The sequence below is a fragment of the Variovorax ginsengisoli genome, assembly GCF_030486595.1.
GTDB classification, from domain to species: Bacteria; Pseudomonadota; Gammaproteobacteria; order Burkholderiales; family Burkholderiaceae_C; genus Variovorax; species Variovorax ginsengisoli_B.
The window spans coordinates 166,839-192,921 of the sequence record NZ_JAUJZH010000008.1; the positions used below are offsets into that span (position 1 = coordinate 166,839).

Annotated in this window: 25 protein-coding genes; 13 read left to right on the forward strand and 12 right to left on the reverse strand. The window is 69.4% G+C overall.

What is annotated here, in order from left to right; genetic code table 11:
- The first annotated feature begins 18 nt into the window (after positions 1-18).
- Positions 19-996 carry a Bug family tripartite tricarboxylate transporter substrate binding protein gene (locus tag QZH52_RS13530; RefSeq protein WP_301809665.1) on the forward strand — a complete coding sequence of 326 codons (978 nt, stop codon included), beginning with the start codon at positions 19-21 and terminating at the stop codon, positions 994-996.
- On the opposite strand, the gene QZH52_RS13535 is transcribed toward QZH52_RS13530, so the two are convergent.
- Positions 983-1,972: a bifunctional helix-turn-helix transcriptional regulator/GNAT family N-acetyltransferase gene (locus tag QZH52_RS13535; RefSeq protein ID WP_301809668.1), complete on the reverse strand. Its 990-nt coding sequence runs from the start codon at positions 1,970-1,972 to the stop codon at positions 983-985. The two genes, QZH52_RS13530 and QZH52_RS13535, sit on opposite strands and share 14 nt — an antisense overlap.
- Before the next feature lie 166 nt (positions 1,973-2,138).
- On the opposite strand from QZH52_RS13535, the gene QZH52_RS13540 reads away from it, so the two are divergent.
- On the forward strand, positions 2,139-4,487 hold the full coding sequence (locus QZH52_RS13540; protein ID WP_301809670.1) for a YgiQ family radical SAM protein: 2,349 nt from the start codon (positions 2,139-2,141) through the stop codon (positions 4,485-4,487).
- A gap of 34 nt (positions 4,488-4,521) precedes the next feature.
- Complete coding sequence (locus QZH52_RS13545; protein ID WP_301809672.1) at positions 4,522-5,439, forward strand: hypothetical protein; 918 nt, start codon at positions 4,522-4,524, stop codon at positions 5,437-5,439.
- Positions 5,440-5,456: 17 nt separating this feature from the next.
- On the opposite strand, the gene QZH52_RS13550 is transcribed toward QZH52_RS13545, so the two are convergent.
- The gene (locus QZH52_RS13550; RefSeq protein WP_301809673.1) at positions 5,457-5,903 is read right to left on the reverse strand and encodes a universal stress protein; all 447 of its coding nucleotides are present in this window, start codon (positions 5,901-5,903) and stop codon (positions 5,457-5,459) included.
- Positions 5,904-6,127: 224 nt separating this feature from the next.
- Here QZH52_RS13550 and QZH52_RS13555 point away from each other — a divergent pair, with 224 nt between their 5' ends.
- From QZH52_RS13555 to QZH52_RS13565, 3 genes are all read left to right on the forward strand, one after another.
- Entirely contained in the window at positions 6,128-6,424 is a 297-nt protein-coding gene (locus QZH52_RS13555; RefSeq protein ID WP_301809674.1) for a type II toxin-antitoxin system RelE/ParE family toxin, read from the forward strand.
- A gap of 113 nt (positions 6,425-6,537) precedes the next feature.
- Complete coding sequence (locus QZH52_RS13560) at positions 6,538-8,667, forward strand: esterase-like activity of phytase family protein (RefSeq protein WP_301809677.1); 2,130 nt, start codon at positions 6,538-6,540, stop codon at positions 8,665-8,667.
- 148 nt (positions 8,668-8,815) lie between these two features.
- A complete protein-coding gene (locus QZH52_RS13565) occupies positions 8,816-9,529 on the forward strand; it encodes a hemerythrin domain-containing protein (RefSeq protein WP_301809679.1) in 714 nt (237 codons plus the stop codon).
- Here the strand turns inward: QZH52_RS13565 and QZH52_RS13570 are convergent.
- The 3 genes from QZH52_RS13570 to QZH52_RS13580 all read right to left on the reverse strand — a co-directional run bounded on the left by QZH52_RS13570 (position 9,526) and on the right by QZH52_RS13580 (position 12,457).
- Positions 9,526-10,884 (reverse strand): GAF domain-containing protein, encoded by a 1,359-nt coding sequence (locus tag QZH52_RS13570; protein ID WP_301809681.1) that lies wholly within the window; start codon positions 10,882-10,884, stop codon positions 9,526-9,528. The two genes, QZH52_RS13565 and QZH52_RS13570, sit on opposite strands and share 4 nt — an antisense overlap.
- A 6-nt stretch (positions 10,885-10,890) precedes the next feature.
- On the reverse strand, positions 10,891-11,385 hold the full coding sequence (locus QZH52_RS13575; protein ID WP_301809684.1) for a hypothetical protein: 495 nt from the start codon (positions 11,383-11,385) through the stop codon (positions 10,891-10,893).
- Between the two features lie 100 nt (positions 11,386-11,485).
- Positions 11,486-12,457: a LysR family transcriptional regulator gene (locus QZH52_RS13580; protein ID WP_286524028.1), complete on the reverse strand. Its 972-nt coding sequence runs from the start codon at positions 12,455-12,457 to the stop codon at positions 11,486-11,488.
- 157 nt (positions 12,458-12,614) lie between these two features.
- Here QZH52_RS13580 and QZH52_RS13585 point away from each other — a divergent pair, with 157 nt between their 5' ends.
- From QZH52_RS13585 to QZH52_RS13600, 4 genes are all read left to right on the forward strand, one after another.
- Complete coding sequence (locus tag QZH52_RS13585; RefSeq protein WP_301809689.1) at positions 12,615-13,601, forward strand: Bug family tripartite tricarboxylate transporter substrate binding protein; 987 nt, start codon at positions 12,615-12,617, stop codon at positions 13,599-13,601.
- 78 nt (positions 13,602-13,679) lie between these two features.
- Positions 13,680-14,423 carry an NADPH-dependent F420 reductase gene (locus QZH52_RS13590; protein WP_301809692.1) on the forward strand — a complete coding sequence of 248 codons (744 nt, stop codon included), beginning with the start codon at positions 13,680-13,682 and terminating at the stop codon, positions 14,421-14,423.
- The gene (locus QZH52_RS13595; protein WP_301809695.1) at positions 14,420-15,760 is read left to right on the forward strand and encodes an NTP/NDP exchange transporter; all 1,341 of its coding nucleotides are present in this window, start codon (positions 14,420-14,422) and stop codon (positions 15,758-15,760) included. Before QZH52_RS13590 ends, QZH52_RS13595 begins: the two co-directional genes overlap by 4 nt.
- Positions 15,757-16,014, forward strand: a complete 258-nt coding sequence (locus tag QZH52_RS13600; RefSeq protein ID WP_301809697.1) for a hypothetical protein — start codon at positions 15,757-15,759, stop codon at positions 16,012-16,014. Before QZH52_RS13595 ends, QZH52_RS13600 begins: the two co-directional genes overlap by 4 nt.
- On the opposite strand, the gene QZH52_RS13605 is transcribed toward QZH52_RS13600, so the two are convergent.
- The gene (locus QZH52_RS13605; RefSeq protein WP_301809699.1) at positions 15,998-16,879 is read right to left on the reverse strand and encodes a CoA transferase; all 882 of its coding nucleotides are present in this window, start codon (positions 16,877-16,879) and stop codon (positions 15,998-16,000) included. The genes QZH52_RS13600 and QZH52_RS13605 overlap by 17 nt on opposite strands.
- Before the next feature lie 116 nt (positions 16,880-16,995).
- On the opposite strand from QZH52_RS13605, the gene QZH52_RS13610 reads away from it, so the two are divergent.
- Positions 16,996-17,898, forward strand: coding sequence for an SDR family oxidoreductase (locus QZH52_RS13610; protein WP_301809702.1), 903 nt, complete (start codon positions 16,996-16,998; stop codon positions 17,896-17,898).
- On the opposite strand, the gene QZH52_RS13615 is transcribed toward QZH52_RS13610, so the two are convergent.
- Genes QZH52_RS13615 through QZH52_RS13635 form a run of 5 tightly spaced genes read right to left on the reverse strand, consistent with a single transcriptional unit; the run spans position 17,895 to position 22,977 of the window.
- On the reverse strand, positions 17,895-18,830 hold the full coding sequence (locus QZH52_RS13615) for an EamA family transporter (RefSeq protein ID WP_301809704.1): 936 nt from the start codon (positions 18,828-18,830) through the stop codon (positions 17,895-17,897). The genes QZH52_RS13610 and QZH52_RS13615 overlap by 4 nt on opposite strands.
- Positions 18,827-19,819: an SDR family oxidoreductase gene (locus QZH52_RS13620; RefSeq protein ID WP_301809707.1), complete on the reverse strand. Its 993-nt coding sequence runs from the start codon at positions 19,817-19,819 to the stop codon at positions 18,827-18,829. Before QZH52_RS13620 ends, QZH52_RS13615 begins: the two co-directional genes overlap by 4 nt.
- A gap of 5 nt (positions 19,820-19,824) precedes the next feature.
- The gene (locus QZH52_RS13625; RefSeq protein WP_301809710.1) at positions 19,825-20,745 is read right to left on the reverse strand and encodes a bile acid:sodium symporter family protein; all 921 of its coding nucleotides are present in this window, start codon (positions 20,743-20,745) and stop codon (positions 19,825-19,827) included.
- 11 nt (positions 20,746-20,756) lie between these two features.
- Complete coding sequence (locus tag QZH52_RS13630) at positions 20,757-22,088, reverse strand: flavin-containing monooxygenase (protein WP_301809712.1); 1,332 nt, start codon at positions 22,086-22,088, stop codon at positions 20,757-20,759.
- A gap of 34 nt (positions 22,089-22,122) precedes the next feature.
- The gene (locus QZH52_RS13635) at positions 22,123-22,977 is read right to left on the reverse strand and encodes an SDR family oxidoreductase (RefSeq protein ID WP_301809715.1); all 855 of its coding nucleotides are present in this window, start codon (positions 22,975-22,977) and stop codon (positions 22,123-22,125) included.
- 93 nt (positions 22,978-23,070) lie between these two features.
- On the opposite strand from QZH52_RS13635, the gene QZH52_RS13640 reads away from it, so the two are divergent.
- Together QZH52_RS13640 and QZH52_RS13645 are read left to right on the forward strand one after the other, a co-directional pair.
- The gene (locus QZH52_RS13640; RefSeq protein WP_301809718.1) at positions 23,071-23,862 is read left to right on the forward strand and encodes an IclR family transcriptional regulator; all 792 of its coding nucleotides are present in this window, start codon (positions 23,071-23,073) and stop codon (positions 23,860-23,862) included.
- A 341-nt stretch (positions 23,863-24,203) separates the two neighbouring features.
- A complete protein-coding gene (locus QZH52_RS13645) occupies positions 24,204-25,481 on the forward strand; it encodes an EAL domain-containing response regulator (RefSeq protein ID WP_301809722.1) in 1,278 nt (425 codons plus the stop codon).
- On the opposite strand, the gene QZH52_RS13650 is transcribed toward QZH52_RS13645, so the two are convergent.
- The gene (locus tag QZH52_RS13650) at positions 25,478-26,080 is read right to left on the reverse strand and encodes a hypothetical protein (RefSeq protein WP_301809724.1); all 603 of its coding nucleotides are present in this window, start codon (positions 26,078-26,080) and stop codon (positions 25,478-25,480) included. The genes QZH52_RS13645 and QZH52_RS13650 overlap by 4 nt on opposite strands.
- Between the last annotated feature and the right edge of the window lie 3 nt (positions 26,081-26,083).

Below are 26,083 nucleotides of genomic sequence, written 5' to 3' on the forward strand. Positions count from 1 at the left end.
ACTGGCAAGGGAACCACGATGAACAAACGACACCTGCTGCGCGCCACCACTTTGGTCGCTGCTTCGCTGCTGCTGGCCGGCCTCGGCCAGGCGCAGGACTTTCCGCCGAACAAGCCGGTGACCCTGGTGGTGGGGTTCGCTCCGGGCGGCGCGGCCGATGCGGCGGCGCGCCTGATTGCGAAGAAGCTGGGCGACAACATCGGCCAGAAGGTCGTGGTCGACAACAAGGCCGGTGCTGGCGGCAACATCGCCCACCAGCTGGTGGCAGCCGGGCCGGCCGATGGCTCGATGCTGCTGTTCGGCTCGATCGGCCCGCTGACCATCGCGCCGCATGTGATGAAGGTCCGCTACGACCCGTTCAAGGACCTGGCCGCCGTCTCGGGCGGCGTCAATTTCCCGAACGTGCTGGTGGTGAACAAGGGCGTGGGCGTGAAGACGCTGGCCGAGTTCGTGGCGCTGGCGAAGAAGAAGCCCGGCAGCATCGATTTCGCATCCACCGGCGCCGGCTCGGCCTCGCACCTGGCAGGCGAGCTTTTCAACCAGCGCGCCGGCATCGACATGGTCCACGTGCCGTACAAGGGCGGCGCGCCGGCGCTGCAGGACCTGCTGGGCGAACGCGTCGCCTCGTATTTTTCGGCGCCACCGACGGCGCTGCCGCAGATCGAGGCCGGCAACCTGATCCCGCTCGCCACCACTGGGTCGACTCGGCCGGCCTACATGCCGAACATCCCCACGGTGGCCGAGTCGGGCTACCCGGGTTTCGAGGCCTTGAACTGGTATGCCTTCGTGGCACCGGGCAAGACGCCGGCGCCCGTGCTCGACCGCTGGAACCTGGAGATCGTGAAGGTGCTGAACGATCCGGGCGTCAAGGAATCGCTCGACAAGCATGGCCTGACGCCGCAGCCGACCACGCGGGCCGAGTTCACCGCCTTCATGCGCAAGGAAGACGCCAAGTGGGGCGGCATCGTGCGCGAACGCAAGATCACGGCTGATTGAGGCGCCGTGCCGGGGCCGCGGCGAGCCTGAGCTCCCAGGTCTCGCCGACCAGTTGCTGCCCGAAGCCTTCGTAGGCTTCCGACTTGACCAGCTTGAACCCGCGGGCAGCGTAGATGCCGCGCGCCGCCGCGAGGCAGCTGTTGGTCCACAGCACCATCTTCTTGTAGCCCTTGGCGCGGGCGAAGGCGATGCACTCATCGGTCAGGCGGGCACCCAGGCCAAGTCCGCGGGCCTTCGGGCTCAGGATCAGCATGCGCAGCTGCGCGGTCGTGGGCGACTTGCGCACCACGAAGACCGCGCCGACCCGCTCGCCATCGAGCTCTGCGATCCAGCAGCGCTCCCAGCCGGGCTGGAACTTGCGCAGGAACTGGGCCGCGATGTCGGCCACCAGCGCCTCGAACTCGCTGTTCCAGCCGTATTCGCGGGCATAGATCTCGCCGTGCTGCTGCACCACCCAGCCGATGTCGCCCGGCGCCGCATCGCGCAGCACGGCGGCCTGGTGCCGGGCCGGCGGCTGAGCAGCCGGCTCGAGCAGCGCCTGCAGCGTGCCCATCGCATCGATCAGCTGGCGCCGCGCGGCGAGGGGCAGCGGGGCAAGCAGGGCGCGGGCCTCGTCGCGCGACTTCTGCTGCAGCGGCGCGAAAACCGCGTGGCCGGCTTCGGTCAGGGCCAGCAGGCTTTGGCGCGCATCGCGCGGGTGGGGACGGCGCTGCAGCCAGCCCTGCGATTCGAAGCGGCGCAGGATGCGGCTCAGGTAGCCGCCATCGAGTCGCAGGTCGCGGCCGATCTCGCTGGCGACCGGCTCCGCCCGGTGCGCCAGCTCGTAGAGCACGCGGACGTCGGTCAGGGACATCTCGCTGCCCAGATAGGGGTCGAGGATCCCGATCGTGCGGGTATAGAAGCGGTTGAAGCGGCGGATCGCCTTGACCTGGGCGACCTCCGGATCGGGGAGGGTGGCGGCTGACATGGTTGCCATTGTCATTTAATTGATTGACAAAAGCAATCACTTGATAGGCCTCGGCCTGGGTTGCCTTTGCCCTTTAGGGCGACAGATCCAATGGAAAACCCTAAAATCGCGGGTTGCCCACCACGGGCCCACCCGGCCCGCAGGCCTGCGCGGCAAACCTTGTCGCATACCCTCGATGAACGCCCCCGTTGACGTCTCCTTTTTCGCGCGTGCCGCCAAGCCGCTGACCAGCTACCGCAAGTACTGGGCGGCCCGCTTCGGCACGGCGAAGTTCCTGCCGACCACACGCGCCGAGATGGACGCTCTCGGCTGGGACAGCTGCGACATCATCGTGGTCACGGGCGACGCCTATGTCGACCATCCGAGCTTCGGCATGGCCGTGATCGGCCGCATGCTCGAGGCGCAGGGCTTCCGGGTCGGCATCATCGCCCAGCCCGACTGGCAGAGCGCCGACCCGTTCAAGGTGCTCGGCCGCCCGAACCTGTTCTTCGGCGTCACCGCCGGCAACATGGATTCGATGATCAACCGCTACACGGCCGACCGCAAGGTACGCAGCGATGACGCCTACACGCCCGGCGACGTCGGCGGCCGGCGGCCCGACCGGGCGGCCATCGTCTATTCGCAGCGCTGCAAGGAAGCCTGGAGCGATGTGCCGATCGTGCTCGGCGGCATCGAAGGCTCGCTGCGACGCATCGCGCACTACGACTACTGGCAGGACAAGGTGCGCCGCTCGATCGTGGTCGATTCGAAGTGCGACCTGCTGCTGTACGGCAACGCCGAGCGCGCGATCGTCGAGATCGCGCACCGCCTCGCCGCGCGCGAGCCGGTGCACCAGATCACCGACGTGCGCGGCACCGCCTTCGTGCGGCGGGAGACGCCCGAGAGCTGGTTCGAGATCAACTCGACCAGCGTCGACGAACCCGGCCGCGTCGAGGCGCATGTCAACCCGTACTTGATGGTGTCGGAGCAGGCCAAGGCCAACGGCGCGACCTGCGCCAAGGAAGACGAGGCGCAGGCCGTCGCCGCCGCTGCCGAATCCGCCGGATCGGTCAACCCGGCCATCAAGCCGCTGACATTCGTTCCCAATCCGGCCCTGCAAGGCCGCGAGCGAATCAAGGTGCCGCCGCGCGATCGTTCGGTGATCCGGCTGCCCTCCTACGAGCAGGTGCGCGCCGACCCGGTGCTCTATGCCCACGCCAACCGCGTGCTGCACCTCGAGACCAATCCGGGCAATGCGCGCGCGCTGGTGCAGGCGCACGGCGAAGGCACGACCGCGCGCGATGTCTGGATCAACCCGCCGCCGATCCCGCTCACCACGGCCGAGATGGACCATGTGTTCGATCTGCCGTATGCGCGCAGCCCGCATCCACGCTATGCCGACGAAAACGGCAGCCACGACGGCGCGACCAAGATCCCCGCGTGGGAAATGATCCGCTTCAGCGTCAACATCATGCGCGGCTGCTTCGGCGGCTGCACCTTCTGCTCGATCACCGAGCATGAGGGCCGCATCATCCAGAGCCGCTCCGAAGAATCGATCATCAAGGAGGTCGAGGCGATCCGCGACAGCGTGAAGGGCTTCACCGGCACCATCTCCGACCTTGGCGGGCCGACCGCCAACATGTACCGCATCGGCTGCAAGTCGCCCGAGATCGAGTCGGCCTGCCGCAAGCCCAGCTGCGTCTACCCGGGCATCTGCCCGAACCTCAACACCAACCACGATCCGCTGATCAAGATCTACCGCCGGGCGCGCGCGCTGAAGGGCATCAAGAAGATCCTGATCGGCTCCGGCCTGCGCTACGACCTGGCCGTGCAGTCGCCCGAGTACGTCAAGGAACTGGTGCAGCACCACGTCGGCGGCTACCTCAAGATCGCGCCCGAGCACACCGAGCAGGGCCCGCTCACGAAGATGATGAAGCCCGGCATCGGCAGCTACGACAAGTTCAAGCAGATGTTCGAGAAGTACTCGGCCGAGGCGGGCAAGAAGCAGTACCTGATTCCGTACTTCATCGCCGCGCATCCGGGCACCAGCGACGAGGACATGATGAACCTCGCGATCTGGCTCAAGAAGAACGGCTTCCGCGCCGACCAGGTGCAGACCTTCTATCCGTCGCCGATGGCCACCGCGACGACGATGTACCACACCAACAAGAACCCGCTGCGCAAGATCACGCGCGAGAGCGAGACGGTGGACATCGTGCGCGGCGACAAGCGCCGCCGCCTGCACAAGGCCTTCCTGCGCTACCACGACGCCAACAACTGGCCGCTGCTGCGCGAGGCATTGAAGTCGATGGGCCGGGCCGACCTGATCGGCAACGGCAAGCACCACCTGATCCCGACCTGGCAGCCGCTGACCGATGGCAGCTACCAGAGTGCCCGGCGCAAGAATTCGACGGTGGTCGCGGCCAAGCCCGCGGCCCCGGTCAAGGGCCGCATCCTGACCCAGCACACCGGCCTGCCGCCGCGTGACACCGGGGCCGGGCGCGCCAGGCCCGCCGCGGCCAAGCCGATCCGCAAGGGCCGCTGAACTGCCGCTGGCGCGGTCGCTGTATCGTGTCGGCATGAACACACCGCCGGCTGCTCCGTTCCCGTGGTTCCGCATCGGCATCGGCCTCGGGCTGGTGCTCTGGCTGCTGGCCTTCGCCGCCCAGGCCGCGCCGCTGGAGGCCGGTTCGGCGCAGGCCCTGCGCGAGCGGCACCAGAAGCTGGGCGAAGCCCTGGCCCACAGCCCCCTGAAGCGGCCCATCGTGCTGGACTCGCAAGAAACCGAGGGCGGCCTCCAGGGGGACGTCTACGCGGTGGTCAACCATTCGCTGGAAGACGTGCGGCGGTCGCTCGATCAATCGGCGCAGTGGTGCGAGATGCTGCTGCTGCATGTCAACAACCGCCGCTGCCGGGTCGCGCCGGGGGCCGCCGGCGAGACGCTCACGTTGAGCGTGGTGCCGCGCTACGACAAGCCGATCGAACAGGCCTTCGAACTGTCCTTCGTGCGTCGCACCGCGCAGGCCCCGCGCGACTACCTGTTGATCGACCTGACGGCCGATTCGGGGCCCATGGGCACCAGCGGCTACCGGGTGATGGTCGAGGGCATACCGCTCGGCGAGCACCAGTCCTTCCTGCACTTCGCCTATTCCTATGACCACAACATGGTGGCCCGGCTCGCCACCATGGCCTACCTCGCGACTTTCGGCAGCGAGAAAGTCGGCTTCACCGTGGTCGGCAAGAAGTCGAATGGCGATCCCGACTACATCCGCGGCCTGCGCGGCCTGGTGGAACGCAACGCGATGCGCTACTTCCTGGCGCTGGAGGCCTCCCTCGACGGCCTGTCGATGCCGGCGGCGGAGCGCGCCGAGAAGCGCCAGATTCGCTGGTTCGAGGCGGTCGAGCGCTACCCTGTGCAGTTGCACGAGATCGACCTGGCCACGTACCTGGCCGCCAAGCGCGAAGACCGTCAGCGCGACGGTCCCCCGGCCCGCTGAGGCTGGCGGCTCGACCCTCAGCGGAGCACCAGCACCGGCGTGTGCGAATGCGTGAGCACGTGCAGCGTCTCGCTGCCCATCAGCAGGCGCTTGATGCCGCGCCGGCCGTGCGAGGCCATCACGATGAGATCGCAATGGTGGACCCGGGCCGCTTCGATGATCGCCTCCGACACCCCTTCGGCGCGCATGACGATGCCCGTGGTGCGCTTCACGCCCCGGGAGTCGGCCTTGCCCTTGACCGCATCGACCACCCGCTGGGACTCGGCGTCCGCCTCGTCGCGCAGGCGCGAGACCTCCATCTGGCTGAGCAGCAGCGAGCCCTCGAAGTAGCTTGCGGCATGGTGGTGGGAGACCTTGACGGCGAACAGTTCGGACTGCGTGAGCAAGGCGAGGTCGATGGCGGCGGTCACGGCCTGCTCCGACAACTCCGAGCCGTCGGTGGCGACGAGGATGCGTTCGTACATGGCTCGCTCCCGGGCGGGTGGGGCCCGCCCCCGCTTTCAGATTAGTCCGGCCGGTGCATCGTTACAAGGCGCGGCCGATGTTCTAGGCGGGATCACCTAGGCCGGGACCGCATGGTCTTGCAAAATTTGCAATGTGACTAGGGTCGTGCCATGCGCACGATGTACATATCCCTGCCCGATGCGCTCAAGGCCTTCGTGGACTCGTCCCGGGCGAGCAGGCCCACTTGGACGTCGACGAGGTCATCGCGCACCACTTGGCGGAGCACGCCAGGCAGGCCGCCCTGGGATTCATCGAAGCCTTGGAGCGGGCCTACGCGAACATCGGCCGGCATCCCGCCAACGGGTCCTCGCGTTTCGCCCACGAGCTGAACCTGCCCGGTGTTCGCTTCTGGACCCTGACCTGGTATTCCTGTTCGGTGTTCTACGTCGAGCGCGACGACCACATCGACGTCTGGCGCGTGCTGCATGGTCGACGAGACGTCCCCGTCTGGATGGAGGACCCAGCCCAGCGCGCCTCTTAGCGCCATTCGCCCTGGGCGTCGGCCACTCATTCACGCCGCCGTCACAAACATCCGCGCTAATGCCGGGGGCTCGCGCGCGTTGCGCGGGCTTCACTCTGCAGGAACAACCAACAATGAACGAGCGATCGAGGATGACGTGGCTGGCGGCGGTGGGCGCCGGCCTCGTGGTGGCCGCATGCGGCGGCGGGAGCGGCGGCGGGTTCGCGCTGCCGGCGGGAGGCGCGAGCACCGGCGGCACGGGAGGCAGCACGGGCAGCGGCGGCAACGTGACGGCGGGCCAGAGCGTGAGCGGTGTCTTCCTCGATGCCGCGGTAGAGGGCCTGGACTACGTCGCGGGCACGGCCGCCAAGGCCGTCACCTCCGCCAAGGGCGAGTTCGCCTGCAAGGCGGGCGAGACCGTGAGCTTCAGCCTCGGCGCGCTCGCCATCGGCAGCGCCGCCTGCGGCACGTCGATCACCCCGCTGGCGCTCGCCGGCCAGCAGGCCACGGCCGACGGCCTGAAGGCCGACGCCGTCGTCAACCGCCTGGTCGCTCTGCAAAGCTTCGACGAAGACGGCGACCCGAGCAACGGCATCCGCATCACGGACGCAATGAAGAACGCACTGAAGGCCGGCGCGCTCGATTTCTCGGCATCGGCCGCGAGCTTCGACACGGCGCTCAGCACGCTGCTGGCCACGCTGCCCGCGCCCTACGCAACCCGGGTGTCCGACGCCGGCCGACGCGCCCTGGCACGCGAGCATTTCGAGAACACGCTGGCTTCGCAGCTCGGTGCGCCAGTGGTCGAGACCGCGACCCAGACCAACGCGCTGGGCAGCATCGCGGTCAGCGTCACCCGTCATCAACTGCAGGCCGACGCCAAGTTCAACGTGCCCTACGAAGGGGCGAACGACAAGATCCGGGCCGACTTCCCGAACGGCTTCCTGCCGGCCTACGGCTCCGGCCTGGCCTTCAAGGGCACGGCCGCCGACGGCGCGCTGGAGTTCTACGCGATCACCGATCGCGGCCCCAACGGCGACGGTCCGACCGCGCCGGTGCCCGGCGGCGCCGGCACCAGCATCAGCAAGGTGTTCCCGGCCCCCTCGTTCGCGCCGAGCTTCGGCCTGGTCACGATCGGCAAGACCGGTGCCCGGTTGCAGAACAGCGTCGCCCTCAAGGTGGACGCAACGCGCAAGGCCACCGGCCTGCCGCCGCAGTCGGGCGTCGGTGCGACCGGGGAGACGCCGCTGACCGATGCCTATGTCTTCGACGCGGCCAAGGCCAACTTCGACGCCAACGGCCTCGACCCCGAGACCCTGGTGCTCGACAAGGCGCGCAAGGTGCTGTGGAGCAGCGACGAGTACGGTCCCTTCATCGTGCGCATCAACATCGACACCGGCGTGATCGAGAAGAAGTACGCGCCGGGTGCCGGTGCGACGGACCTGCCGGCGGTGCTGGCGCAGCGGCGCCCGAACCGCGGCATGGAAGGCCTGACGCTCGATGTCGCCAGCGGCCGGCTGCATGGCTTCCTGCAGAGTCCGATCGATCCGCGCGACGGCGCCGGCAAGTCGCTCAAGGCCAAGCCGCCCGGCGGCAGCAACACCGACGTGCGGCACATCGCCAAGTTCACGCGCTGGCTCGAGTTCGATCCGGGCACCGAGCACTCGAAGCTCTATGCCTATCCGATCGATGGCAGCCAGTACGACAAGGACCGCACCGGCAACGCCAAGCTCGGCGACGTCGTGAGCCTGGGCAACGGCCGCTTCATCGTGATCGAGCAAGGGGCGCGCAAAAGCGATGCGAAGGTGTTCAACAAGCTGATGCTGGTCGAGATCCCGGCCAATGCGACCGACATCGCGGCGCTGGACCACAACCTCGAGATCAGCAGCATCACGCAGGCGGTGTCGAACGGCGCCGACTGGTCGGGCGTGGTGACGATGAAGAAGACCGAACTGCTCGACCTCAACGCGCTCGGCTGGATGGCGGAGAAGGCCGAAGGCCTCACGCTGGTGGACGACCACACGCTGGCCCTGGTCAACGACAACGACTTCGGGCTGTCCACCATGCTGCTGGACGCCAGTGGCCAGCGGGTGGCAGGCAGCATCGAGGACTGCTCCGTCGACGCCGCCGGCGCGATCCTGAGCGGATGCCCGGCGGGCGTTGTGGTCGCCCGCCTCACGCGCGGCAGCGACACCGAACGGCCGACGCGCCTGTGGCTGCTGCGCTTCGACCGGCAACTGACCGCGCTGACGCTGCCCGCCTCCTGAGGCGGCGGCCGCCGCGGGCGAAATTTAAGGTTCCGTGAGGGATTGCTTAAGCAATTCTTAGCAGCGCCCGCGGGCTTCGATTCCTAGACTTCTTTCCAGCAGGCGGGCGCACGGTGCGCCGGCCGCTGAACCCGGAAGGAAGGACCCCATGAACATCGATCAGCGCGAACTGCGCCTTGTCGCGGAGGCCGCAGCGCCCCGCGTCGACATGTATGCCGGCATCCACAAGGCGCTGCGCGCGCTGATGGCCGACACCCTGCTGGCCGTCGGCCGGATGGACAGCGAGGACGCGCTGGAGCGTGCGCAGGTGACGCAGCGCGTGCTCGAGCTGCTCGACTTCTGCCGCGCGCACCTGCAGCACGAGAACGACTTCATCCACCCGGCGCTGGAGGCCCGCGCACCCGGCGCCAGCGGCAGGATCGCGCACGAGCACGAGGAGCACCTGCATGCCATCGTCGCGCTGGCCGAACAGACCACGGCGCTGCTGCAATGCGAACCGGCGGGTCGCCCGGCCGCCGCGCTGGCGCTGTACCGCGCGCTGTCGCTGTTCATCGCCCACAACTTCGAGCACATGCACGTCGAGGAGACGGCGCACAACGCGGTACTGTGGGCGCGCTACACCGATGCCGAGCTGATCGAGATCCACGACGCGCTGGTGGCGTCGATCCCGCCCGACGAGATGATGTACGTGCTGCGCTGGATGGTGCCCTTCATGAACCCCATCGAGCGCGCCGCGATGCTGGGCGACATGCGCGCCCATGCACCGGCGCCGGCCTTCGCTGCCGCGCTGGACGTGGTGCGACCGCACCTGAGCGAGCGCGAGTGGGCCAAGCTCTGCCAGAGCCTGGGGTTGGCGGCCTAGGCAATCTCCTGCAGCGCGACCGGCCGCTCGACCCGCAGCAGGAAGCGCCCGCGGCCGGTCTTCTCGATCCGGATGTGCGGGCTGTTCTCCTGCAGCCGGCGCTGCAGCAGCACCAGTCGTGCCTCCAGGTTGTCCGACAGGTCGGGCAGGCGCAGCGCAGGGTCGAGCCGCAGCTCGCGGTTGCTGAATTCGCTGCGGCCCTGCTGCGTGTGCTCGCGCAGCAGCTTGCCGAGGATGGCGCCTGCGACGCCCTTGATGAGGTAGCTGTCGCCGATGAAGATGCTGCTGTTGGCGAGGTAGTGGCGCACCGCGATCGGCGCGCCGGAGGGCGGCGGCGCTCGGGCGGGTGCTTCGGCCGCGGCCGCCGCCACCGCCTCGTCGCCGGTGCGCAGCAGCTCCAGCGCGGCGCCTAGGTGGCCGGCGATGGCGACCAGCGCGTCCTCGTCCTCGAAACCGAAGCGCATGTCGATCGGACTCTCGACGAACAGTGCGCCCAGCAGGCGGTCGCTGGAGACGATCGGCACCGCCAGCTGGCTGCGAGGCTCGGCCAGGCCCGGAAACGGGATCTCGGTGTCGAGCACCAGGCCGGGCTCGATCTCGCGCATGCTGCTGCGCACCGCATGACTGTAGTTCGCCGCGTTCGTCATGTGACTGATGCGGACCGGCGTGCGCTCGCGCGCGGCGACCCCGATCACGCCATGGCCGATCTCGATCTCGGAGCCGACGCCCGAGGTGGCGTAGCCGCAGCTCGCCACGGTGTAGAGGCGCTCGGTCGCGCCGTCGCGCATCAGCACCATCGCATGGTGGATGTCGAGCTGGTCGTTGAGCACGGCCAGCACGCCCTGCAGCAACTCGTCGGTGGCGCAGCAGGCGGCCAGCCGCTCGGCCGAGCGGCGCACGCCGGCCAGCAGGCCGTGGCGCGGCGGCGGCGGCGCGAGCCGTTCGCCTTCGACGGCCTCGATCGCCTCGACCTCGTAGATGTCGGCGCCGAGCAGCCGGAACACGGCCGCCATGCCGCTGTGCGAGGCGATGCCGGCCAGCTGCGCCTTCATGCCTTCGAAGCGCGGCCCTTCGGTCTCGGTGCGCAGGTAGCGCAGCTCGAGGCGGTACATGGCGGCGACCGTCGGGTCCAGCACCAGCACCGTCGCGTACGGGTTGGCCAGGATGTTCTTGCGGGTCTTGTTGAAGAACTGAAAGGACAGCGCCACGTGCCGCTCGTCGACGTAGTAGACCTGCGAGATGTAGGCGACGTTGGGCGTGCCGTCTTCCGAGCAGGTCGCCATCACTGCCGGGATGGCGCCCTCGAAGCAGGCGCGGATCGCGTGCAGCGACGGCGACGGCTGGCGTGCGTTCATGAGGGGTCAGGCGGCCGGCAGCGCGCTGCCAGCCTTGGGGCCGGGCGTCTGGTCGTAGGCTTCGCTCGGTCGGAAGCGGATCGCCACCACGTCGTCCAGCCGGCAGGCCAGCATCGCCTGCACGAAGTCAGCGCTCAAGCCGACGTTGCCGATCTCGTGCTCCATCGAGCGCAGGTAGCGCTGCAGGACGGGTGCGTCGCCGTCGACGGCGCTGCGCAGTTCGACTTCGCCCGCCTTGACCTGCACGGTGCGATGGCTCAGCGGTTCGCTGAAGACCACCGCGACCTGGCCGGTCGCCGCGACGTCCTGCAGCAACTGGCGCGACCGGCTGCGCGCGAGATAGACCGTGACCTCGCCGCCGTCGGGCGCGATGGCGGCGCCGACCGCGCGCATCAGGCTCGGCCGATGCGCGGCATTGCGCGAGGCGACGATGGTCGAGACGCCCTTGTCGATCATCGCGATGTGCTCGGGGTTCAGCAGCGGGTGGGGCAGGGCGGGCATGGGGACCGGGTGTGGGTCTGGACCCGGCATTTTGATTCAAAGTCTCGCCGCCGACCGTTTTCCGGACGGCCTACGCCAAGCGGCCGACGTGGCCTGCGATTCAGGCCGCGAGGCGGACTTCCGAAGGCGGCGCGCTGACGCGCAGGTGGCGGGTCGCGCTGGCCGTGCGCATCACGGCCGACAGCAGCGAGCGGAACCAGATGTGGCCCGGCGCATGCTGGTTGCGGCCATGCCAGAGCTGGTAGAAGCGCATCGGCGGGAAGTCGATCGGCGCCGGCACCACGGCCAGCGGCAGCATCGCGGCGAAGTGCAGCGCGAAATGCCGGCTGGTAGTGAAGATCAGGTCGGTGCCGGGCAGCAGGTGCGGCGCCATCGAGAAGAAGGGCACCGTGACGGTCGGCGTGCGGGTCAGCCGCTGGGCCGCCAGGTGGGTCTCGACCACGCCGCGCTGCAGCCCGCTGTAGAGCAGCGGCACCACGTGCGAGCCCTGGAGGTAGTCGGTGGCGCGCATGCCGCTGGCGCCGGGGTGGTCGCGGTCGACCAGGCAGACGATCTCGTCCTCCAGCAGCAAGGTGGTGCGCAGGTGCTCGGGCGGCTGCGGCCAGTTGCCGATCACGACGTCGATCTCGCCGTCGGCCAGGGCGCCGTCGTAGTCGTAGTCGGGCCCGAGCGGCTGCAGCAGCATTCGCGCCCCGGGCGCGGTGGTGCGCAGGTACTGCACCACGGCCGCCATCAGCGGCGGCGCCAGGTAGTCGGGCGTGCCGATGCGGAAGGTCTGGCGGGTGGTGGCCGGGTCGAAGACGTCGCCGGGCGAGAGCAGGGCGTCGATCTCGCCGAGCACCACGCGGACCGAGGCCTCGAGCTGCAGGGCGCGCTCGGTCGGCACCATGCGCTGCTTGTCCTTGATGAGGAGCGGGTCGTCGAAGATCTCGCGCAGCCGCTTCAGCGCCGTGCTGACCGCGGGCTGCGACTGGTTCAGGCGCGTCGCAGCGCGCGAGACGCTGCGCTCGTTCATCAGGATGCTGAAGACGCGCAGCAGGTAGGTGTCGAATGGGTCGTTGGCGCGTGACATGGCGTGTCTCCTGCACAGCTTTGGTGCCCCGGGGCACCAGCGCCAGTCGCCGGCGGGCTCCGGGGCGGCACTTTGCTATGCCGCTGATTGCTGCCTAGCGATTGGCGTGCCATGCCGGCGTTCCTACAGTCGGGCATCACTTTTGCTGCACCACCGCATGACCATCCCGACCTCCACCACACGTCGCGGCGCCCTCCAACTGCTGGCTGCCGGCGCCGCCTCGCTGGCGCTGCCGGCGCTGGCGCTGGCGCAGTGGCCCGACAAGCCGATCAAGATCATCGTCACCTTCCCGCCCGGCGGATCGAGCGACATCCTGGCGCGCGTGCTGGCCGAGCAGTTGGGCAAGAAGCTCGGCCAGGCGGTGGTGGTCGACAACAAGCCCGGCGCCGGCGGCACCATCGGCGGCGCCCAGGTGGCGGCCGCGGCGCCCGACGGCTACACCTTCATGCTGTCGAACTCGACCCCGCTCGCGCTCGGCCCGTTCACGCTCGAGAAGCAGCCCTACGACCCGGTGGCCGCGTTCACCCACATCGTCTCCCTGGGCTCCGCCCCGCTGGTGGTCATGGCCAGCAAGCCCTCGGGCATCACGAGCTTCGCCGAGCTGGAGGCGCGGGCCCGCAAGGACGGCCGGCTGGACTTCGGCTCCGGCGGCCCGGGATCGATCGGCCACATCCACGGCGAGCTGATCCGCAAGACCACCGGCGCCAACCTCGTGCACGTGCCCTACCGCGGCGGCGCGCCGATGACCACCGACCTGCTGGCCAACGTGATCCCGGTCGGCATCGACGTCATCACCGCCTACGTGCCCTTCTTCAAGAACGGCCAGCTGGTACCGCTGGCCGTGACCGGCAGCGCGCGATCGCCGCTGATGCCCGAGGTGCCGACCATCGTCGAGGTCGGCCAGCCGAAGCTGGTGCTGGAGAACTTCTTCGGCCTGAGCGGCCCGGCCAGGCTGCCGCCCGAGATGGTGGTGCGCCTGCACGACGCCTGCAACGAGGTGCTGGTGATGCCGGAGGTCCAGAAGAAGCTGATCGAGCTGGGGATCGTCGCCAAGCCCGAGAGTACGGCGCGGTTCGAAGCGATCGTGAAGGAGCAGGTGGGGGTGCTCGGCCCGACGGTCAAGGCGGCCGGCATCAAGCTCTGACCCTGGCCGGGCGCGCCCGGGCGCCTTGCGCGGCCCTGCCGGGCGGCGGATGATGGCCCGGAACTGCAGGAGGTTTCGATGCCGCAACATCATCCCTTCGATCGCGCCCGGCGCGGCCTGCTCGCCGCGGGCGGCAGCTGGCTTGTGCTCGCGGCGCTTGGCCCGCAGGGCGTCTGGGCGCAGCCGGCGGGCGGCATGCGCATCGGCATCATCGGCGCCGGCCGCATCGGCGGCACCATCGGCGGACTGTGGGTCAAGGCCGGCCATCCGGTGATGTTGTCGTCGCGCCATCCGGAAGAGCTCAAGGACCTGGTGGCCAGCCTCGGGCCGCTCGCCAGTGCCGGCACGGTCGCGCAGGCGATCGCGTTCGGCGATGCGCTGTTCATCGCGGTGCCCTATGGCGCACTGCCCCAGATCGGCCAAGACCACGGAGCCGCCCTCAAGGGCAAGGTCCTGCTCGACGCCTGCAACGCGGTGGCCTCGCGCGACGGCACCGTGGCCGACGAGGTCGAGCAGGAGGGCATCGGCGTCGTCTCGCAGAAATACCTTTCAGGCGCACGGCTGGTGCGGGCGTTCAACACGATGTCCTACACGATCTTCGCGCGGGAAGCCAACCGGCCCGCGCCCAGGCTGGCGATCCCGATCGCCGGCGACGATCCCGAGGCCGTCCGGGTCGCGGCGAGGCTGGTCGGCGATGCCGGCTTCGACCCCGTGGTGGTCGGCAAGCTGGCCGATGCCCGGCGCTTCCAGCGCGGCGGTCCCGGCTACGGGCAGGCGGTGAGCGCCGCCGAACTCAGGCAGAAGCTGTCGCTGGCGCCATGACGGCGTTGCGGCGCTGGCTGCGCCGTGCCGTTCCGGCGACGCCGCAGGAGTTGGCGGCGGCGTGGTGGTCTTTCGGTTATTTCTTCGCGCTCCTGGCGGGCTACTACGTGCTGCGGCCGCTGCGCGACCAGATGGGCATCGCCGGCGGGACGCGGGCGCTGCCGTGGCTGTTCACCGCGACCTTCGTGACGCTGCTGGCCGCGCAGCCGGTCTTCGGCGCGCTGGTGGCGAGGCTGCCGCGGGCCCGGTTCATCCCGGTGGTCTACCACTTCTTCGTCCTCAACCTCGCGCTGTTCTGGGTGCTGCTGGCGCTCGGCATCGCGCCGGTGATCGTGGCGCGGGTGTTCTTCGTCTGGGTCAGTGTCTTCAACCTGTTCGCGGTCGCGGTGTTCTGGTCGTTCATGGCCGATCTGTTCACCAGCGAGCAGGGCAAGCGGCTGTTCGGCTTCATCGGTGCCGGCGGCACCGCGGGCGCGCTGCTGGGGCCGGTGATCACGATCGCGCTGTCTGTGCCGCTCGGGCCGCACAACCTGCTGATCGTGGCCATCGTCTTCCTCGAAGCGGCGGTGTTCTGTGCCCATCGGCTCGAACGCAGCGTGGGCGCGACCGGCGCAGGCCCTCGGCGCGGCATCGAGGGCCGGGTGGGGGGCGGCGCCTTCGCCGGACTGTCGGGGCTGCTGCGCTCCCCTTACCTGCTCGGCGTCGGCGCCTGGGTCAGCTTGCTGTCCTTTGGCGCCACGATGCTCTACTTCATGCAGGCCAACGTGGTGGCCGCGGCGGTGCAGGGCGCGGGCGCGCAGACCCGGATCTTCGCCAGCATCGACCTGGCCGTGGGCCTGCTGACGCTGGCGACCCAGGTGTTCGCCACCGGCCGCCTGCTCCAGCGTTTCGGTACCGGCATGGCGGCGGCCGCGCTGCCGGCAGTCTATGTCGTCGGCTTCCTGTGCCTGGCGATGGCGCCGACCCTCGCGGTGGTGCTGGTGTTCCAGGTGGTCCAGCGGTGGATGAACTTCGCCATCGCCAATCCGGCACGGCAGGTGTTCTTCACGGTGGTCGGGCGCGAGGAGAAGTACAAGGCGAAAAACCTCATCGACGTCGTGATCTACCGGGGCTCCGATGCGCTCTACGGCTGGGTCTACGACATGCTGCACCTGATCGGACTCAAGATCGGCGCCATCGCACTGTGCGCGCTGCCGGTGGCGCTCGCCTGGGTCGTCCTGTCGGCGACGCTGGGACGCATGCAGGAGCGCCGCGCGTCCTCGCCCGTGGCCCGGGCGCCTGAACTCCCTGTCGCCGGCCGAAGTCCAACACCGACTTCCGGCGGAGGTGCTCCATGAAGAGATTCGCATTGGCCCTCGCGATGACGGCCGCCCTGGCGGGCGGCGCGACGACGAGCCTGGCCTTCAACGGCAACGGCATGCAAGGAGGCAGCCCCGGCGGCGTGAATCGTGCGTTGCGCACGACGCCCGGGGTCGGGCGCGTCGCCGTGCCGGTGCTCTGGTACTGCCAGAACCCGATCGGCTATTTCCCGACCATCCAGGCCTGCCCGGTGGGTTGGATCCAGGTGACTCGGATCAGCCGACCAGCGTGAGCAGCGGCAGGTCGCGCTCGCGGGCGATGGCGTCGAGTTCGGCCCGGCTGCGGCGGGCGAACCATTGCGCCAGCTCCTCGTGGGTCGCCGGCGACAGCATGTCGCCCGCCGGCAACCCTGCGGCTTCGCACAGCCTGACAGCGAAATGCGGTTCGAGCGCTGCGACCGCCGCCCGGCCATCGGCGCACGGATAGACCCGGTACCCCGCGTGGGCACCGCCGACCGCGCCCTGCGGTTGCGTCAGCCCCCAACTGCGCGGCAGCGCGAGCCAGTCGGCGGCGGCGTTCAACGCCACTTCGCGGTAGATGCCGGCGGTGTGCGAGGCGCCGGTGCGCAGGGCCGCCTGCAGCACCGCTTCGCTGGCCAGCAAGGCGCCGCCCATGTCGGCGAAGAGCGTGGGCGGCAATGCGGTGCCGGTGACCAGCCCGCTTTCCGCCAGGTAGGTGAGGTCGTGCCCGGGCTCCTCGGCGCGCTCGCCGGGTGCGCCGACGATCGCGACCTGCGACAGTCTCGGGTGGCGGGCCTGCAGCGCCGCCCAGTCGAGCCCGAGCTTGGCCAGCGCCGAGGGCCGGAACGAGGTCAGCAGCACGTCGGTGGCGTCCAGCGCCTCGTGCAGCCTGTCACGGCCGGCCTCGGCCTTCAGGTCGACCACTTCCACCGTCACGCCCTCGTGCAGCGCGGCGTAGGCGGGCCGGTTGTAGTGGCCCATCGGGTCGCCCGCCGGCGGTTCGAACTTGAGGCAGGCGGCGCCCATGGCGCGGCAGCGCATCAGCGCGGCGGGTCCGGGCAGGTTGAGCGCCAGGCTCAGGATGCGCACGCCGGCCAGCGGCATGAAGGGGGCTTCGGCGGGGACAGAGGTCGGCATCGGCGGGCGTCCTTGAGAAAAGAAAAGTGGCGGCGAGATAGAGCTTACCGGCTCGGCGCAGGCGCTCTACGATGCGCCTTGCAACCGCCCGATCCACACAAGACAAGGAGACCTTCATGTTCCAGAACGATCTCATGGCCGGCCAGCGCATTCTCGTGACCGGCGGCGGCACCGGACTCGGCCGCTCGATGGCCGAGCGATTCCTCGCCCTCGGCGCCGACGTCGCGATCTGCGGCCGCCGTCAAAGCGTCTGCGAAGAGACGGCGGCCCAATGGCGCAGCCAGTTTCCGGAGCGCCGCATCGACACCTTCGGCGTCGACATCCGCAATGCGCAGGCGGTGGACGAGATGGCCGACAGCCTGTGGCATTCGGGCGGGCTGACGGGGCTCGTCAACAACGCGGCCGGCAACTTCGTCTCGCCGACCGAGGCGCTGTCGCCGCGCGCCTTCGACGCGGTCGCCAACATCGTCTTCCACGGCAGCTTCTATGTCACGCAGGCCGTGGGCAAGCGTTGGGTGGCCGAGGCGAAGCAGGGCAAGTGGAAGGCCGGCGACCCGTACCGCAGCGTCATGAGCATCATCGTGACCTGGGTCGACAACGGCAGCCCCTACGTGGTGCCGTCGGCGATGAGCAAGGCCGGCATCGAGGTGATGACCAAGTCGCTGGCGATCGAGTGGGCGCGCTACGGCATCCGCCTGAATGCGGTCGGACCGGGCGAGATTCCGACCGAGGGCATGAGCAAGCGGCTCAACCCCGGCGAGGAGCCCGGCGCCCGCAGCAAGGCCAACAACCCGATGGCGCGCACCGGGATGATGAGCGAACTGCAGAACCTCGCGGCCTTCCTGATGGCGCGAGGGCAGTGCGATTGGCTCACGGGGCAGAGCATCATGATGGACGGCGGCAATGCGATGGCCACCGGCGGCAACTTCTACGAACTGCGCCAGTGGAGCGACGCCGACTGGCTGGCCGCGCGCGAACGCATCGAGGCCCAGAACCAGAAGGACAAGGCGCAGCGCTAGACGGCGGCCGGCCGGCGCCGCTTCCACCAGTCCCGCAGGCGCCCCGCCATGCCCTGGTTGATCACCAGCCCTGCCAGCACCGCGGCGGTACCGAGCCATTGCGCCGGGCTCGGGCGTTCGCCAAAGGCCAGCGCCGCGGCGGCGAGGCCGACCACCGGCACCAGCAGCGAGAACGGCACCACGCGGCCGGCCGGGTGGCGCTGCAGCAGGCGCGTCCAGAGCGTGTAGGCGAGCAGGGTCGCGAACCAGGCCAGGAACAGCACCGCCAGCAGCGCCCGCAGATCGAGCCCGCCGAGCTGGCGCAGCACCTGCGCGGATCCGTCCATCGCCACCGCGAGCAGGAGGAAGGGCAGCACCGGCACCACGCTGCTCCAGACGATGAAGCCGAAGGGGTCGTAGCCCGGCGTCGTCCGTACCGCGAAGCGCACCACGACGTTGGAGGCGGCCCACATGAACGCGGCCGACAGCGTGAGGATGAAGCCGATCAAGGTCATCTGGCCGGGACCATTGCCGTGCGCGGTGGCAATCACCAGCAGGCCCGCGAGCGCCACGGCGAGGCCGAGCCACTGGTCACGCCGCGCGCGTTCGCCGAGCAGCGGCCCGGCCAGCAGCAGCGTGAAGAAGGCCTGGGTCTGCATCACGACCGAGGCCATGCCCGCGGTCATCCCGAGCTGGAGGCCGAGAAACAGCAGGCCGAACTGGCCCACCCCCTGCGCCAACCCATAGGCTGCGAAATAGCGCCAGGGCAGCGGCGGCCGGGGCACGAACAGCAGCAGCGGCAGCGACGCGGCGGCGAAGCGCAGCGCACCCAGCAGCATCGGACTCAGGTCCTGCAGCCCGAGCTTCATGGCGACGAAATTCAGGCCCCAGATCAGCACCACGCACAGGGCGCGGGCGAGGTCGCCGCGGCTGAGGGCAGGCGTGCTGCTCATGGCGTGCTGGGGCCGCGCGCCGCACGCGCGGCCTTGAACGCCATGAAGGCCTCCAGGCTGGTCTTCTTCGGCACGTAGCCGAACTCGGTCTTGAGCCGCTTGTTGCACAGCACCGGGCGGTAGCGCAGGAAATCGAGCTGTTCGGGGCCATAGCGGCTGACGCCGAGCCGCGAGCCAACGGTCAGCGCGAGCTTGAGCAGCGAGGCCGGCAGCGACAGCAGCGGCTTGCGCAGCAGCGCGGCGATCTGCGGCAGGGTCAGCGCACCATCGCCCGCGACATTGAAGCAGCCGGTGCGCCCGGAGGTGATCGCGTGCACCACGCAGCCGGTCACGTCCTCGTCCCAGATGAAGACGAAGGGGCTGTCGCAGCCGCGGATCGCGAGGATGCGCGGCTTCTCGAACAGGGCCGTGATCTGGTTGTGCACCTGCGTGCCCAGGATGGTGCCGATGCGCAGCACCGTCTGCTGCAGCGCCGGATGGTCGACGCGCCAGGCGGCCAGCATTTCCTCGACCAGCCGCTTGTGGTCGGCGTAGGCGAAGGCGGCGTTGCCGCGCAGCGCGTCGTCCTCGTCGATCCAGGCCGGGTTGTCGGCGTGGTAGCCGTAGGCGGCGCCGCTCGACGAGACCACGATGTGGCGCACGCCTTGTGCGACGCAGGCCTCGAGCACGTTGCGGGTGCCGAGCACGTCGACCGAATATTCGAACTCGCGCGTGCTGCCGGGGCCGGGCGTGACGATCGACGCCAGGTGCACCACGGCATCGATCGCGTGCTGCTTCAGCGTGGTGCTGAGCCCGGCATCGCGCACGTCCTGCACGGCATAGGTGACGCCGGGCACGCGGCGCATGGCCGGCACCTCGCGGACGTCGAGTGCGACCACGCAGTCGATGTCGGGCAGGGCGGCGAGGGCGGCCACCACCGTGCGGCCGAGAAAACCGTCGGCGCCGGTGACGAGCACGCGGCGTGCCGCGATGGGCAGAACTGCATCCATGGGAATCAGGCCGAACGCGCGGCCGGTGAAGACAGGGGGCGGCGCGCCCACCAGGCGGCGAGCCCGAGGCCCGCGACGATGTCCCAGAAGCCCCAGACGCCGGCGACCACCGCCATGCCGCCGAGGCCGCCGAAGAAACTGAAGATCAGCACCAGCCCGAGGCCGGCGTTGCGGATGCCCACTTCGAAGCTGACCGCGCGGCGGTCGTACTCCGCCAGCCCGGTGGCCGTGGCGCAGGCATAGCCGGTGGCGAAGGCCAGCGCGTCATGCAGCACCACCGCCAGCAGCACCAGGCTCACGTAGTCGAGGAAGTAGCGCCAGTTGCCGGCGATCGCCGCCAGGATGAAGCCGATCAGGCACACGAAGCTCAGGATGCGCGCCGGCTTCTTGATGCGCTCGGTGAGCCGCGGCAGCCAGTGCGAGCAGGCCAGCCCGATGACGAAGGGCGCGCCGATGATGGCGACGATGTGCAGCACCATCTCGGCCGGATCGAGCGCGATGGTCTTGAGCAGCGCGGACGCGGTCGGGTGCAGCCCGCCCCAGAAGGCGAAATTGAGCGGCATCACGACGATCGAGATCAGGTTCGAGATCGCGGTCATCGACACCGACAGCGCCACGTTGCCGCCGGCGCGATGGGTCAGGATGTTCGACACGTTGCCCGGCGGGCAGCAGGCCACCAGGATCATGCCCAGCGCGATGCTCGGCGCCGGATTCAGCAGCAGCGTCAGGCAGAAAGTGACCGCCGGCAGCACGATGAACTGCGCCGCGATGCCGACCGCCATCGCCACCGGCATCCGTGCCACGCGCTTGAAGTCGGCGATGCGGGTGTCCAGCGCGATGCCGAACATCAGGAAGCCGAGCACCGCGTTGAGCGCGATCAGCGAGGCCGGGTTGAAGTTGAGGCGGACCTCGTCGACAGGCAGCATGTGCGGCTTTCTCAGGCCAGCGCCGCGGCGGCTTCACGCACAGCGCGGCGATAGGCGTCCTTGTTGACGTAGTAGGCCATGCGTTCGAGCTTCAGGTAGCTGTAGCCGCCCGACAGGTCGGGCGTCGGGCCGGCCTTGGCCTGCTTCATCGCGGCTGCCTGCGGCCGGCCTTCGGACTGCGCCTTGAAGTAGCGCGCGACCAGTTCGGCCTGCTCGTAGCGGCCCTGCCAGCCGATGCCGCTGGCCTCGATCATGCCGAGCACCGCCAGGTTGTCGAAGCCTGGCGCGAAGATGTTGAGGTAGAGCTTGGGCGCCATGCCTTGCCAGTTGAGCCAGGTGCGGTCGATGAACGGATAGTGCAGCTTGTAGCCGGTGGCGCACAGGATGAGGTCGTAGTCGCGCGCGCTGCCGTCCTTGAAGCGCACCGTGCGGCCATCGAGCCGGGCGATGTCGGCGCGCACGCCGATGTCGCCATGGCCGATGTGGTGCAGCACCAGCGAGTTCACCACCGGATGCGACTCGTACATGCGGTAGTCCGGCTTCGGGAAGCCGAAGCGCACCGGGTCGCCGGTGAACCACTTGAGCACCTTGGCGTCGAGCCGCTGCTTGATCCAGGCCGGCAGCGGCCGCTTGCCGCCGAGCGTGTCGGCCGGCTTGCCGAAGATGTACTTCGGCACGAAGTAGTAGCCGCGCCGCACCGAGATGTCGACGCTCTTCGCGTAGTGCACCGCATCGACCGCGATGTCGCAGCCGCTGTTGCCGGCGCCGACCACCAGCACGCGCTTGTCCTCGAACAGCCGCGCATGCTTGTAGGCCGAGGTGTGCAGCAGCTCGCCGTCGAAGCGGCCTTCGAAGCGCGGCATGCTGGGCTCGGACAGGGTGCCGTTGGCGATGATCACGCCCTTGTACTCGGCGCTCTCGACGCGGCCGTCGCCGGCGTCCACGCTCACGCGCCAGAGCGTCGACGCGCTCTCGGTCACCGGTTCGACGCGGATCACCCGGGCGCCGAAGCGGAAGTGGCGGCGCAGGTCGAAATGGTCGGCGAAGTCGCTGAAGTAGCGGCTCAGTTCGGTATGGCTCGGATAGTCGGCCACGCTTTCGGCCATCGGGAACTCGGCGAACTCGGTGGTGCGCTTGGACGAGATCAGGTGGGCCGACTGGTAGACCGTGCTGCGCGGATTGCCGATGTTCCAGAGCCCGCCGACGTCGTCGTAGGCCTCGAAGCCCTGGAAGGGAATGCCCAGCTTCTGCAGGTTGCGCGCGCCCGCCAGTCCCGAGGGGCCGGCGCCGATCAGGGCGATTTGCTGGTGCGAGGGCACGGGTGCGGACACAGGTTGGCTCACGAAAGAAGACTCCGGCGAAATGGGAAACGGGCGCTCAGCGGGCGCTGGGTTCGGTGGGGGATGCGGGCGCGCGCGGCGCTGCGTCGGCGGACAAGCCCGGAATCGGCGTGGCACCCGGCTCGCCGGCGCGCGGCTTGCGCGGCTGGCGCAGCAGCAGCGCATCGTGCCATGCATCGGGCAGCAGGCCGAGCGCATTCGACAACCAGCCCAGACGGCGCGGCAGCACGAGCTGGGCCCGCCCCCGGCCGAGCGTGCCCAGGATCGCGCGGGCCGCGGCCTCGGGCGCCATCAGCCCGGGCATCGCGAATCGGTTGCCTGCCGTCAGCGCGGTGCGCAGGTAGCCCGGGCTCACGGTGCAGACCCGCACGCCGCTCGCGCGCAGCTCGGCGCGCAAGCTCTCCAGGTAACGAATCAGGCCGCCCTTGCTGGCGCAGTAGGCGCCGTTGCCGGGCAGGCCGCGGCGGCCCGCCAGGCTGGCGATTCCGGCCAGCGTGCCGTGGCCGCGCTTGCGCATCGCGGCCACGAAGGGCTGGAAGGTGGTGGCGACGCCGAGCAAGTTGATTTCGAGGATGCGGCGAAACACCGCCAGGTCCGAGGCCTGCGCGGTGTCGTAGCCGCCCGCCACGCCGGCGTTGGCGATCACGGCGTCAGGCGTGCCGAAGCGGCGGGTCCAGTCCGCGGCCATCGCCTGCATCGCGCCACTGTCGCTGACGTCCGGGGTATAGACCGCGCACCGGCCCGGGGCCGTGGCGGCCAGCGCATCGAGCGTGGCGCGGTCGAGCCCGACCAGCGCGACCCGGGCGCCGCGGCCCAGGGCTTCGGCCGCCAAGGCGCGGCCCAGGCCGCCGCAGGCGCCCGTGATGACCAGGTTGTCGAGGGAAATATTCATTGAGATCGGAATGTCACTGCTGGGTACTTTATCGAATTTGCTGCAAAATCTCGGAATTATTCTTTAATTAGTCTCGATTTTCGAGATTTGCAGATGAGTTCTTCCGAATCCCCGGCCTTGCCCAACGAGGCCGAACAGGCTGCGACGCCCGGGCTCCGCCTGCTCCAGTTGCTGGAGCTGGTGTGCGCCGCGCCCGAGCCGCAGACCCTGGTCGACGTGGTGCGCCTGAGCGGCCAGCCCAAGCCCTCGGTGCACCGGATGCTGCAGCAGCTCGAGGCTGGCGGCCTGCTGGCGCGCGGCGGCGACGGCCGCCGCTATGCGATCACGCCGCGCCTGATGCGCTTTGCCGAGACCGTGCTTCGCGGCAGCACGTCGACCGGCGTGCGGCACGCGGTGCTGCGCCAACTGGTGGCCGACGTGGGCGAGACCTGCAACCTGACGGCGCTGTCGGGCGCCGAGGTGATCTACCTCGACCGGGTCGAGACGGCCTTCCCGCTGCGGCTCGAGCTTGGGCCCGGCTCGCGTGTCCCGCTGCACTGCTCGGCCAGCGGCAAGTTGTTCCTGGCCCATCTGCCGAAGGCCCAGCGCGAGCGCCTGCTCGACGGGCTCCAGTACCAGCGCTACACCGCCCACACCCTGCGTTCGCGCGAAGCGCTGGAAGCCGAGCTCGACCAGATCCGGCGTGACGGCCATTCGGTCGACGCGGAGGAGTTCATCGACGGGCTGGTGTGCGTCGCGGTGCCGGTGCGTGACGAGCCGCAGGGCCCGGTGCGCTGTGCAGTGGCCTTGCAGGCGCCGGCGGTGCGGATGCCGCTTCAGGCTGCGCTGCAGCAACTGGACACGCTGCGCACGGCGGCCCGGGGGATCGCGCGGGCGATGCGCTGAGGCGGCTGCTGCGCTGGCGCCGGGTCAGTGGTCTGGCGCAAGATTGAGCACCACCTGAAGCCAACGTGGTTATGCGGAAGGCCTTCGGCAAAGGCCTAGGGTTTACCCCAAAATCGAGGCCTCTTGACCCCTGGAATGCCTGTATGTTGACTCTCCTGTTCGTTCTCGGCGCGGCCGGTGCCCTGGTTGTTCACGGCGTCCGGACGTCGAAGGTGGTCGACGAATCGAACTGACCGCCCCGCATGTCTCCTCCGCTGTCGTCCTGGCAGCGGCCTCAGGCCTCGTACATCCTTGTACGGGGCCTTTTTGCTTTTGGGGACCTTGCAGTAGCCTCGGCAGTCATGACGAATTCAGGTGATCCGGGCGATTCCCCGCCTTGCCGACTCGAGGGCGGCGAGGTCGATGCCGGGCAGCCGGGCATCCTGCTGGTCGACGACCATCCCCTGATGCTCGCCACCCTGGCCCGCCTGCTGGCTGGCATGAGGTATCGGCGCGTCGGCACCGCGATCAGCGCCGAGGCCGCCCTGGACCTGATGCGTTCCGATCCTGGCGCCGTCGATGTGCTCATCTGCGACTTGAACATGCCCGGCATGGACGGCATCGAGTTGCTCCGGATCCTCGACCAGCAGGGCTTCGGCGGCGGCGTGATCCTGTTGAGCGGCGAGGGGACCCGCGTGCTGCAGACCGTGCAGCGCCTGCTGGGCCGGAGTCGGCTGGTCCTGCTCGGGGCGCTTGAGAAGCCGGCCAGCCGCGAGGGACTGCGAGGGCTGCTTGACGACTGGAAATCCCGAACCGCTTCGCGCCCGGCGGCGAGGGTGCAGCCCCCCGTCACCGAGGACGACCTGCGAACGGCACACAGGCTGGGCCAGTGGGTGCTGCACTACCAGCCCAAGGTGGACCTGGGCAATGGATCGCTGGCCAGCCTGGAGGCGTTGATTCGCTGGCAGCACCCCGCGCAGGGACTGGTGATGCCGGACCGCTTCATCGACCTGGCAGAGGCCAGCGGACTGATCGACCCCATGACCGAGTGGGCCCTGCGCGAGGCCCTGGCGCAGATCGCCCGCTGGCGCATCGCCGGCCTCGGCACGCGGGTGGCGGTGAACGTGTCGATGGCCAGCCTGGGCGCGCCCGACTTCGCCAACCGGGTGATCGCGATCGTCAACGAGATGGGCATGCAGCCCGGGGACCTTATCCTGGAGGTCACCGAGAGCCGGTTGGGCGCCTCGTCGACGACGCCGCTCGAGAATCTGGTGCGGCTGCGCGTGCAGCGCTTCGGGCTGTCGATCGATGACTTCGGCACCGGGCACTCGTCGCTGGCGCAGTTGCGCGACATCCCGTTCACCGAACTGAAGGTCGACCGCGGCTTCGTGCGCGGTGCGCGCACCAACGCGGTCATTCGCCCGATCCTGGAAGGGAGCATCGAGATGGCCAGGCGCCTCGGGATGCAGTCTGTGGCCGAGGGCGTCGAGACGGAGGACGACTGGCGGCTGCTCCAGGAGGTGGGCTGCCACCTGGCCCAGGGCTATTTCATCGCCCGCCCGATGCCGGCGGAGCAGGTCGTCGATTGGCTGGCGGCCTGGACGGCCCGGCGCCCGGCCCTGGTCGCGAACCCCGGCTAGCGGCGTTCGCGCGTGCAGAACGCGGCCGCCGTGGTGGCGATCGGGTCGGCGCAGAAGGCCTCCACGTAGCGCTTGTCCGTGGCCTGGTTGTAGACCACGCCCTTCGAGATGTTGAGCAGGTCCTGGAACTCGAACTCGCCGTCATAGTCGAGGCCCATGAGGTCGCTGCGCCAGAACTCCACGGCGAGCACGCGTTCGCTGGTCACGAACCGTTCGATGCCCGTCGCCGGCATCCTGGCGACGAATCGGATGGTCGTGCCCTTTCCTTCGGAAAAGTACATCTGCAAGCCGCGCGAAATCACGAGCGCGCTCTTTGCCAGGTCGGTCAGGGCGCTGGCATCGTAGGTCGGCGTCGGCTGGTCCAGCACGATCTCCAGCGTGCCGGCGTCCTCGGCCAGCCCTTCCACCCGCCCGATGTGCGTGCTCAGGTCGCGGATGGACTGGGGATTCGAGACGCGCATCCGGCCGTCGTCGGGCATCCGAAAAACGACGACGCACGCCAGGAAGATGGCGGCCAGGGCCGCGGTGATCACGAGGTCGGTGCGCCAAGCCGGTGCCTTTGGGAGGGGCGTCTTCGCGATTTCTTTCGATTTCTTCACGCC

What these genes read in the sequence shown, in the direction of transcription:
- QZH52_RS13530 (WP_301809665.1), top strand. Translation starts at nt 19, where the DNA reads ATGAACAAACGACACCTGCTGCGCGCCACCACTTTGGTCGCTGCTTCG.
- QZH52_RS13535 (WP_301809668.1), bottom strand. Translation starts at nt 1,972, where the DNA reads ATGGCAACCATGTCAGCCGCCACCCTCCCCGATCCGGAGGTCGCCCAG.
- QZH52_RS13540 (WP_301809670.1), top strand. Translation starts at nt 2,139, where the DNA reads ATGAACGCCCCCGTTGACGTCTCCTTTTTCGCGCGTGCCGCCAAGCCG.
- QZH52_RS13545 (WP_301809672.1), top strand. Translation starts at nt 4,522, where the DNA reads ATGAACACACCGCCGGCTGCTCCGTTCCCGTGGTTCCGCATCGGCATC.
- QZH52_RS13550 (WP_301809673.1), bottom strand. Translation starts at nt 5,903, where the DNA reads ATGTACGAACGCATCCTCGTCGCCACCGACGGCTCGGAGTTGTCGGAG.
- QZH52_RS13560 (WP_301809677.1), top strand. Translation starts at nt 6,538, where the DNA reads ATGAACGAGCGATCGAGGATGACGTGGCTGGCGGCGGTGGGCGCCGGC.
- QZH52_RS13565 (WP_301809679.1), top strand. Translation starts at nt 8,816, where the DNA reads ATGAACATCGATCAGCGCGAACTGCGCCTTGTCGCGGAGGCCGCAGCG.
- QZH52_RS13570 (WP_301809681.1), bottom strand. Translation starts at nt 10,884, where the DNA reads ATGAACGCACGCCAGCCGTCGCCGTCGCTGCACGCGATCCGCGCCTGC.
- QZH52_RS13575 (WP_301809684.1), bottom strand. Translation starts at nt 11,385, where the DNA reads ATGCCCGCCCTGCCCCACCCGCTGCTGAACCCCGAGCACATCGCGATG.
- QZH52_RS13580 (WP_286524028.1), bottom strand. Translation starts at nt 12,457, where the DNA reads ATGTCACGCGCCAACGACCCATTCGACACCTACCTGCTGCGCGTCTTC.
- QZH52_RS13585 (WP_301809689.1), top strand. Translation starts at nt 12,615, where the DNA reads ATGACCATCCCGACCTCCACCACACGTCGCGGCGCCCTCCAACTGCTG.
- QZH52_RS13590 (WP_301809692.1), top strand. Translation starts at nt 13,680, where the DNA reads ATGCCGCAACATCATCCCTTCGATCGCGCCCGGCGCGGCCTGCTCGCC.
- QZH52_RS13595 (WP_301809695.1), top strand. Translation starts at nt 14,420, where the DNA reads ATGACGGCGTTGCGGCGCTGGCTGCGCCGTGCCGTTCCGGCGACGCCG.
- QZH52_RS13600 (WP_301809697.1), top strand. Translation starts at nt 15,757, where the DNA reads ATGAAGAGATTCGCATTGGCCCTCGCGATGACGGCCGCCCTGGCGGGC.
- QZH52_RS13605 (WP_301809699.1), bottom strand. Translation starts at nt 16,879, where the DNA reads ATGCCGACCTCTGTCCCCGCCGAAGCCCCCTTCATGCCGCTGGCCGGC.
- QZH52_RS13610 (WP_301809702.1), top strand. Translation starts at nt 16,996, where the DNA reads ATGTTCCAGAACGATCTCATGGCCGGCCAGCGCATTCTCGTGACCGGC.
- QZH52_RS13615 (WP_301809704.1), bottom strand. Translation starts at nt 18,830, where the DNA reads ATGAGCAGCACGCCTGCCCTCAGCCGCGGCGACCTCGCCCGCGCCCTG.
- QZH52_RS13620 (WP_301809707.1), bottom strand. Translation starts at nt 19,819, where the DNA reads ATGGATGCAGTTCTGCCCATCGCGGCACGCCGCGTGCTCGTCACCGGC.
- QZH52_RS13625 (WP_301809710.1), bottom strand. Translation starts at nt 20,745, where the DNA reads ATGCTGCCTGTCGACGAGGTCCGCCTCAACTTCAACCCGGCCTCGCTG.
- QZH52_RS13635 (WP_301809715.1), bottom strand. Translation starts at nt 22,977, where the DNA reads ATGAATATTTCCCTCGACAACCTGGTCATCACGGGCGCCTGCGGCGGC.
- QZH52_RS13640 (WP_301809718.1), top strand. Translation starts at nt 23,071, where the DNA reads ATGAGTTCTTCCGAATCCCCGGCCTTGCCCAACGAGGCCGAACAGGCT.
- QZH52_RS13645 (WP_301809722.1), top strand. Translation starts at nt 24,204, where the DNA reads ATGACGAATTCAGGTGATCCGGGCGATTCCCCGCCTTGCCGACTCGAG.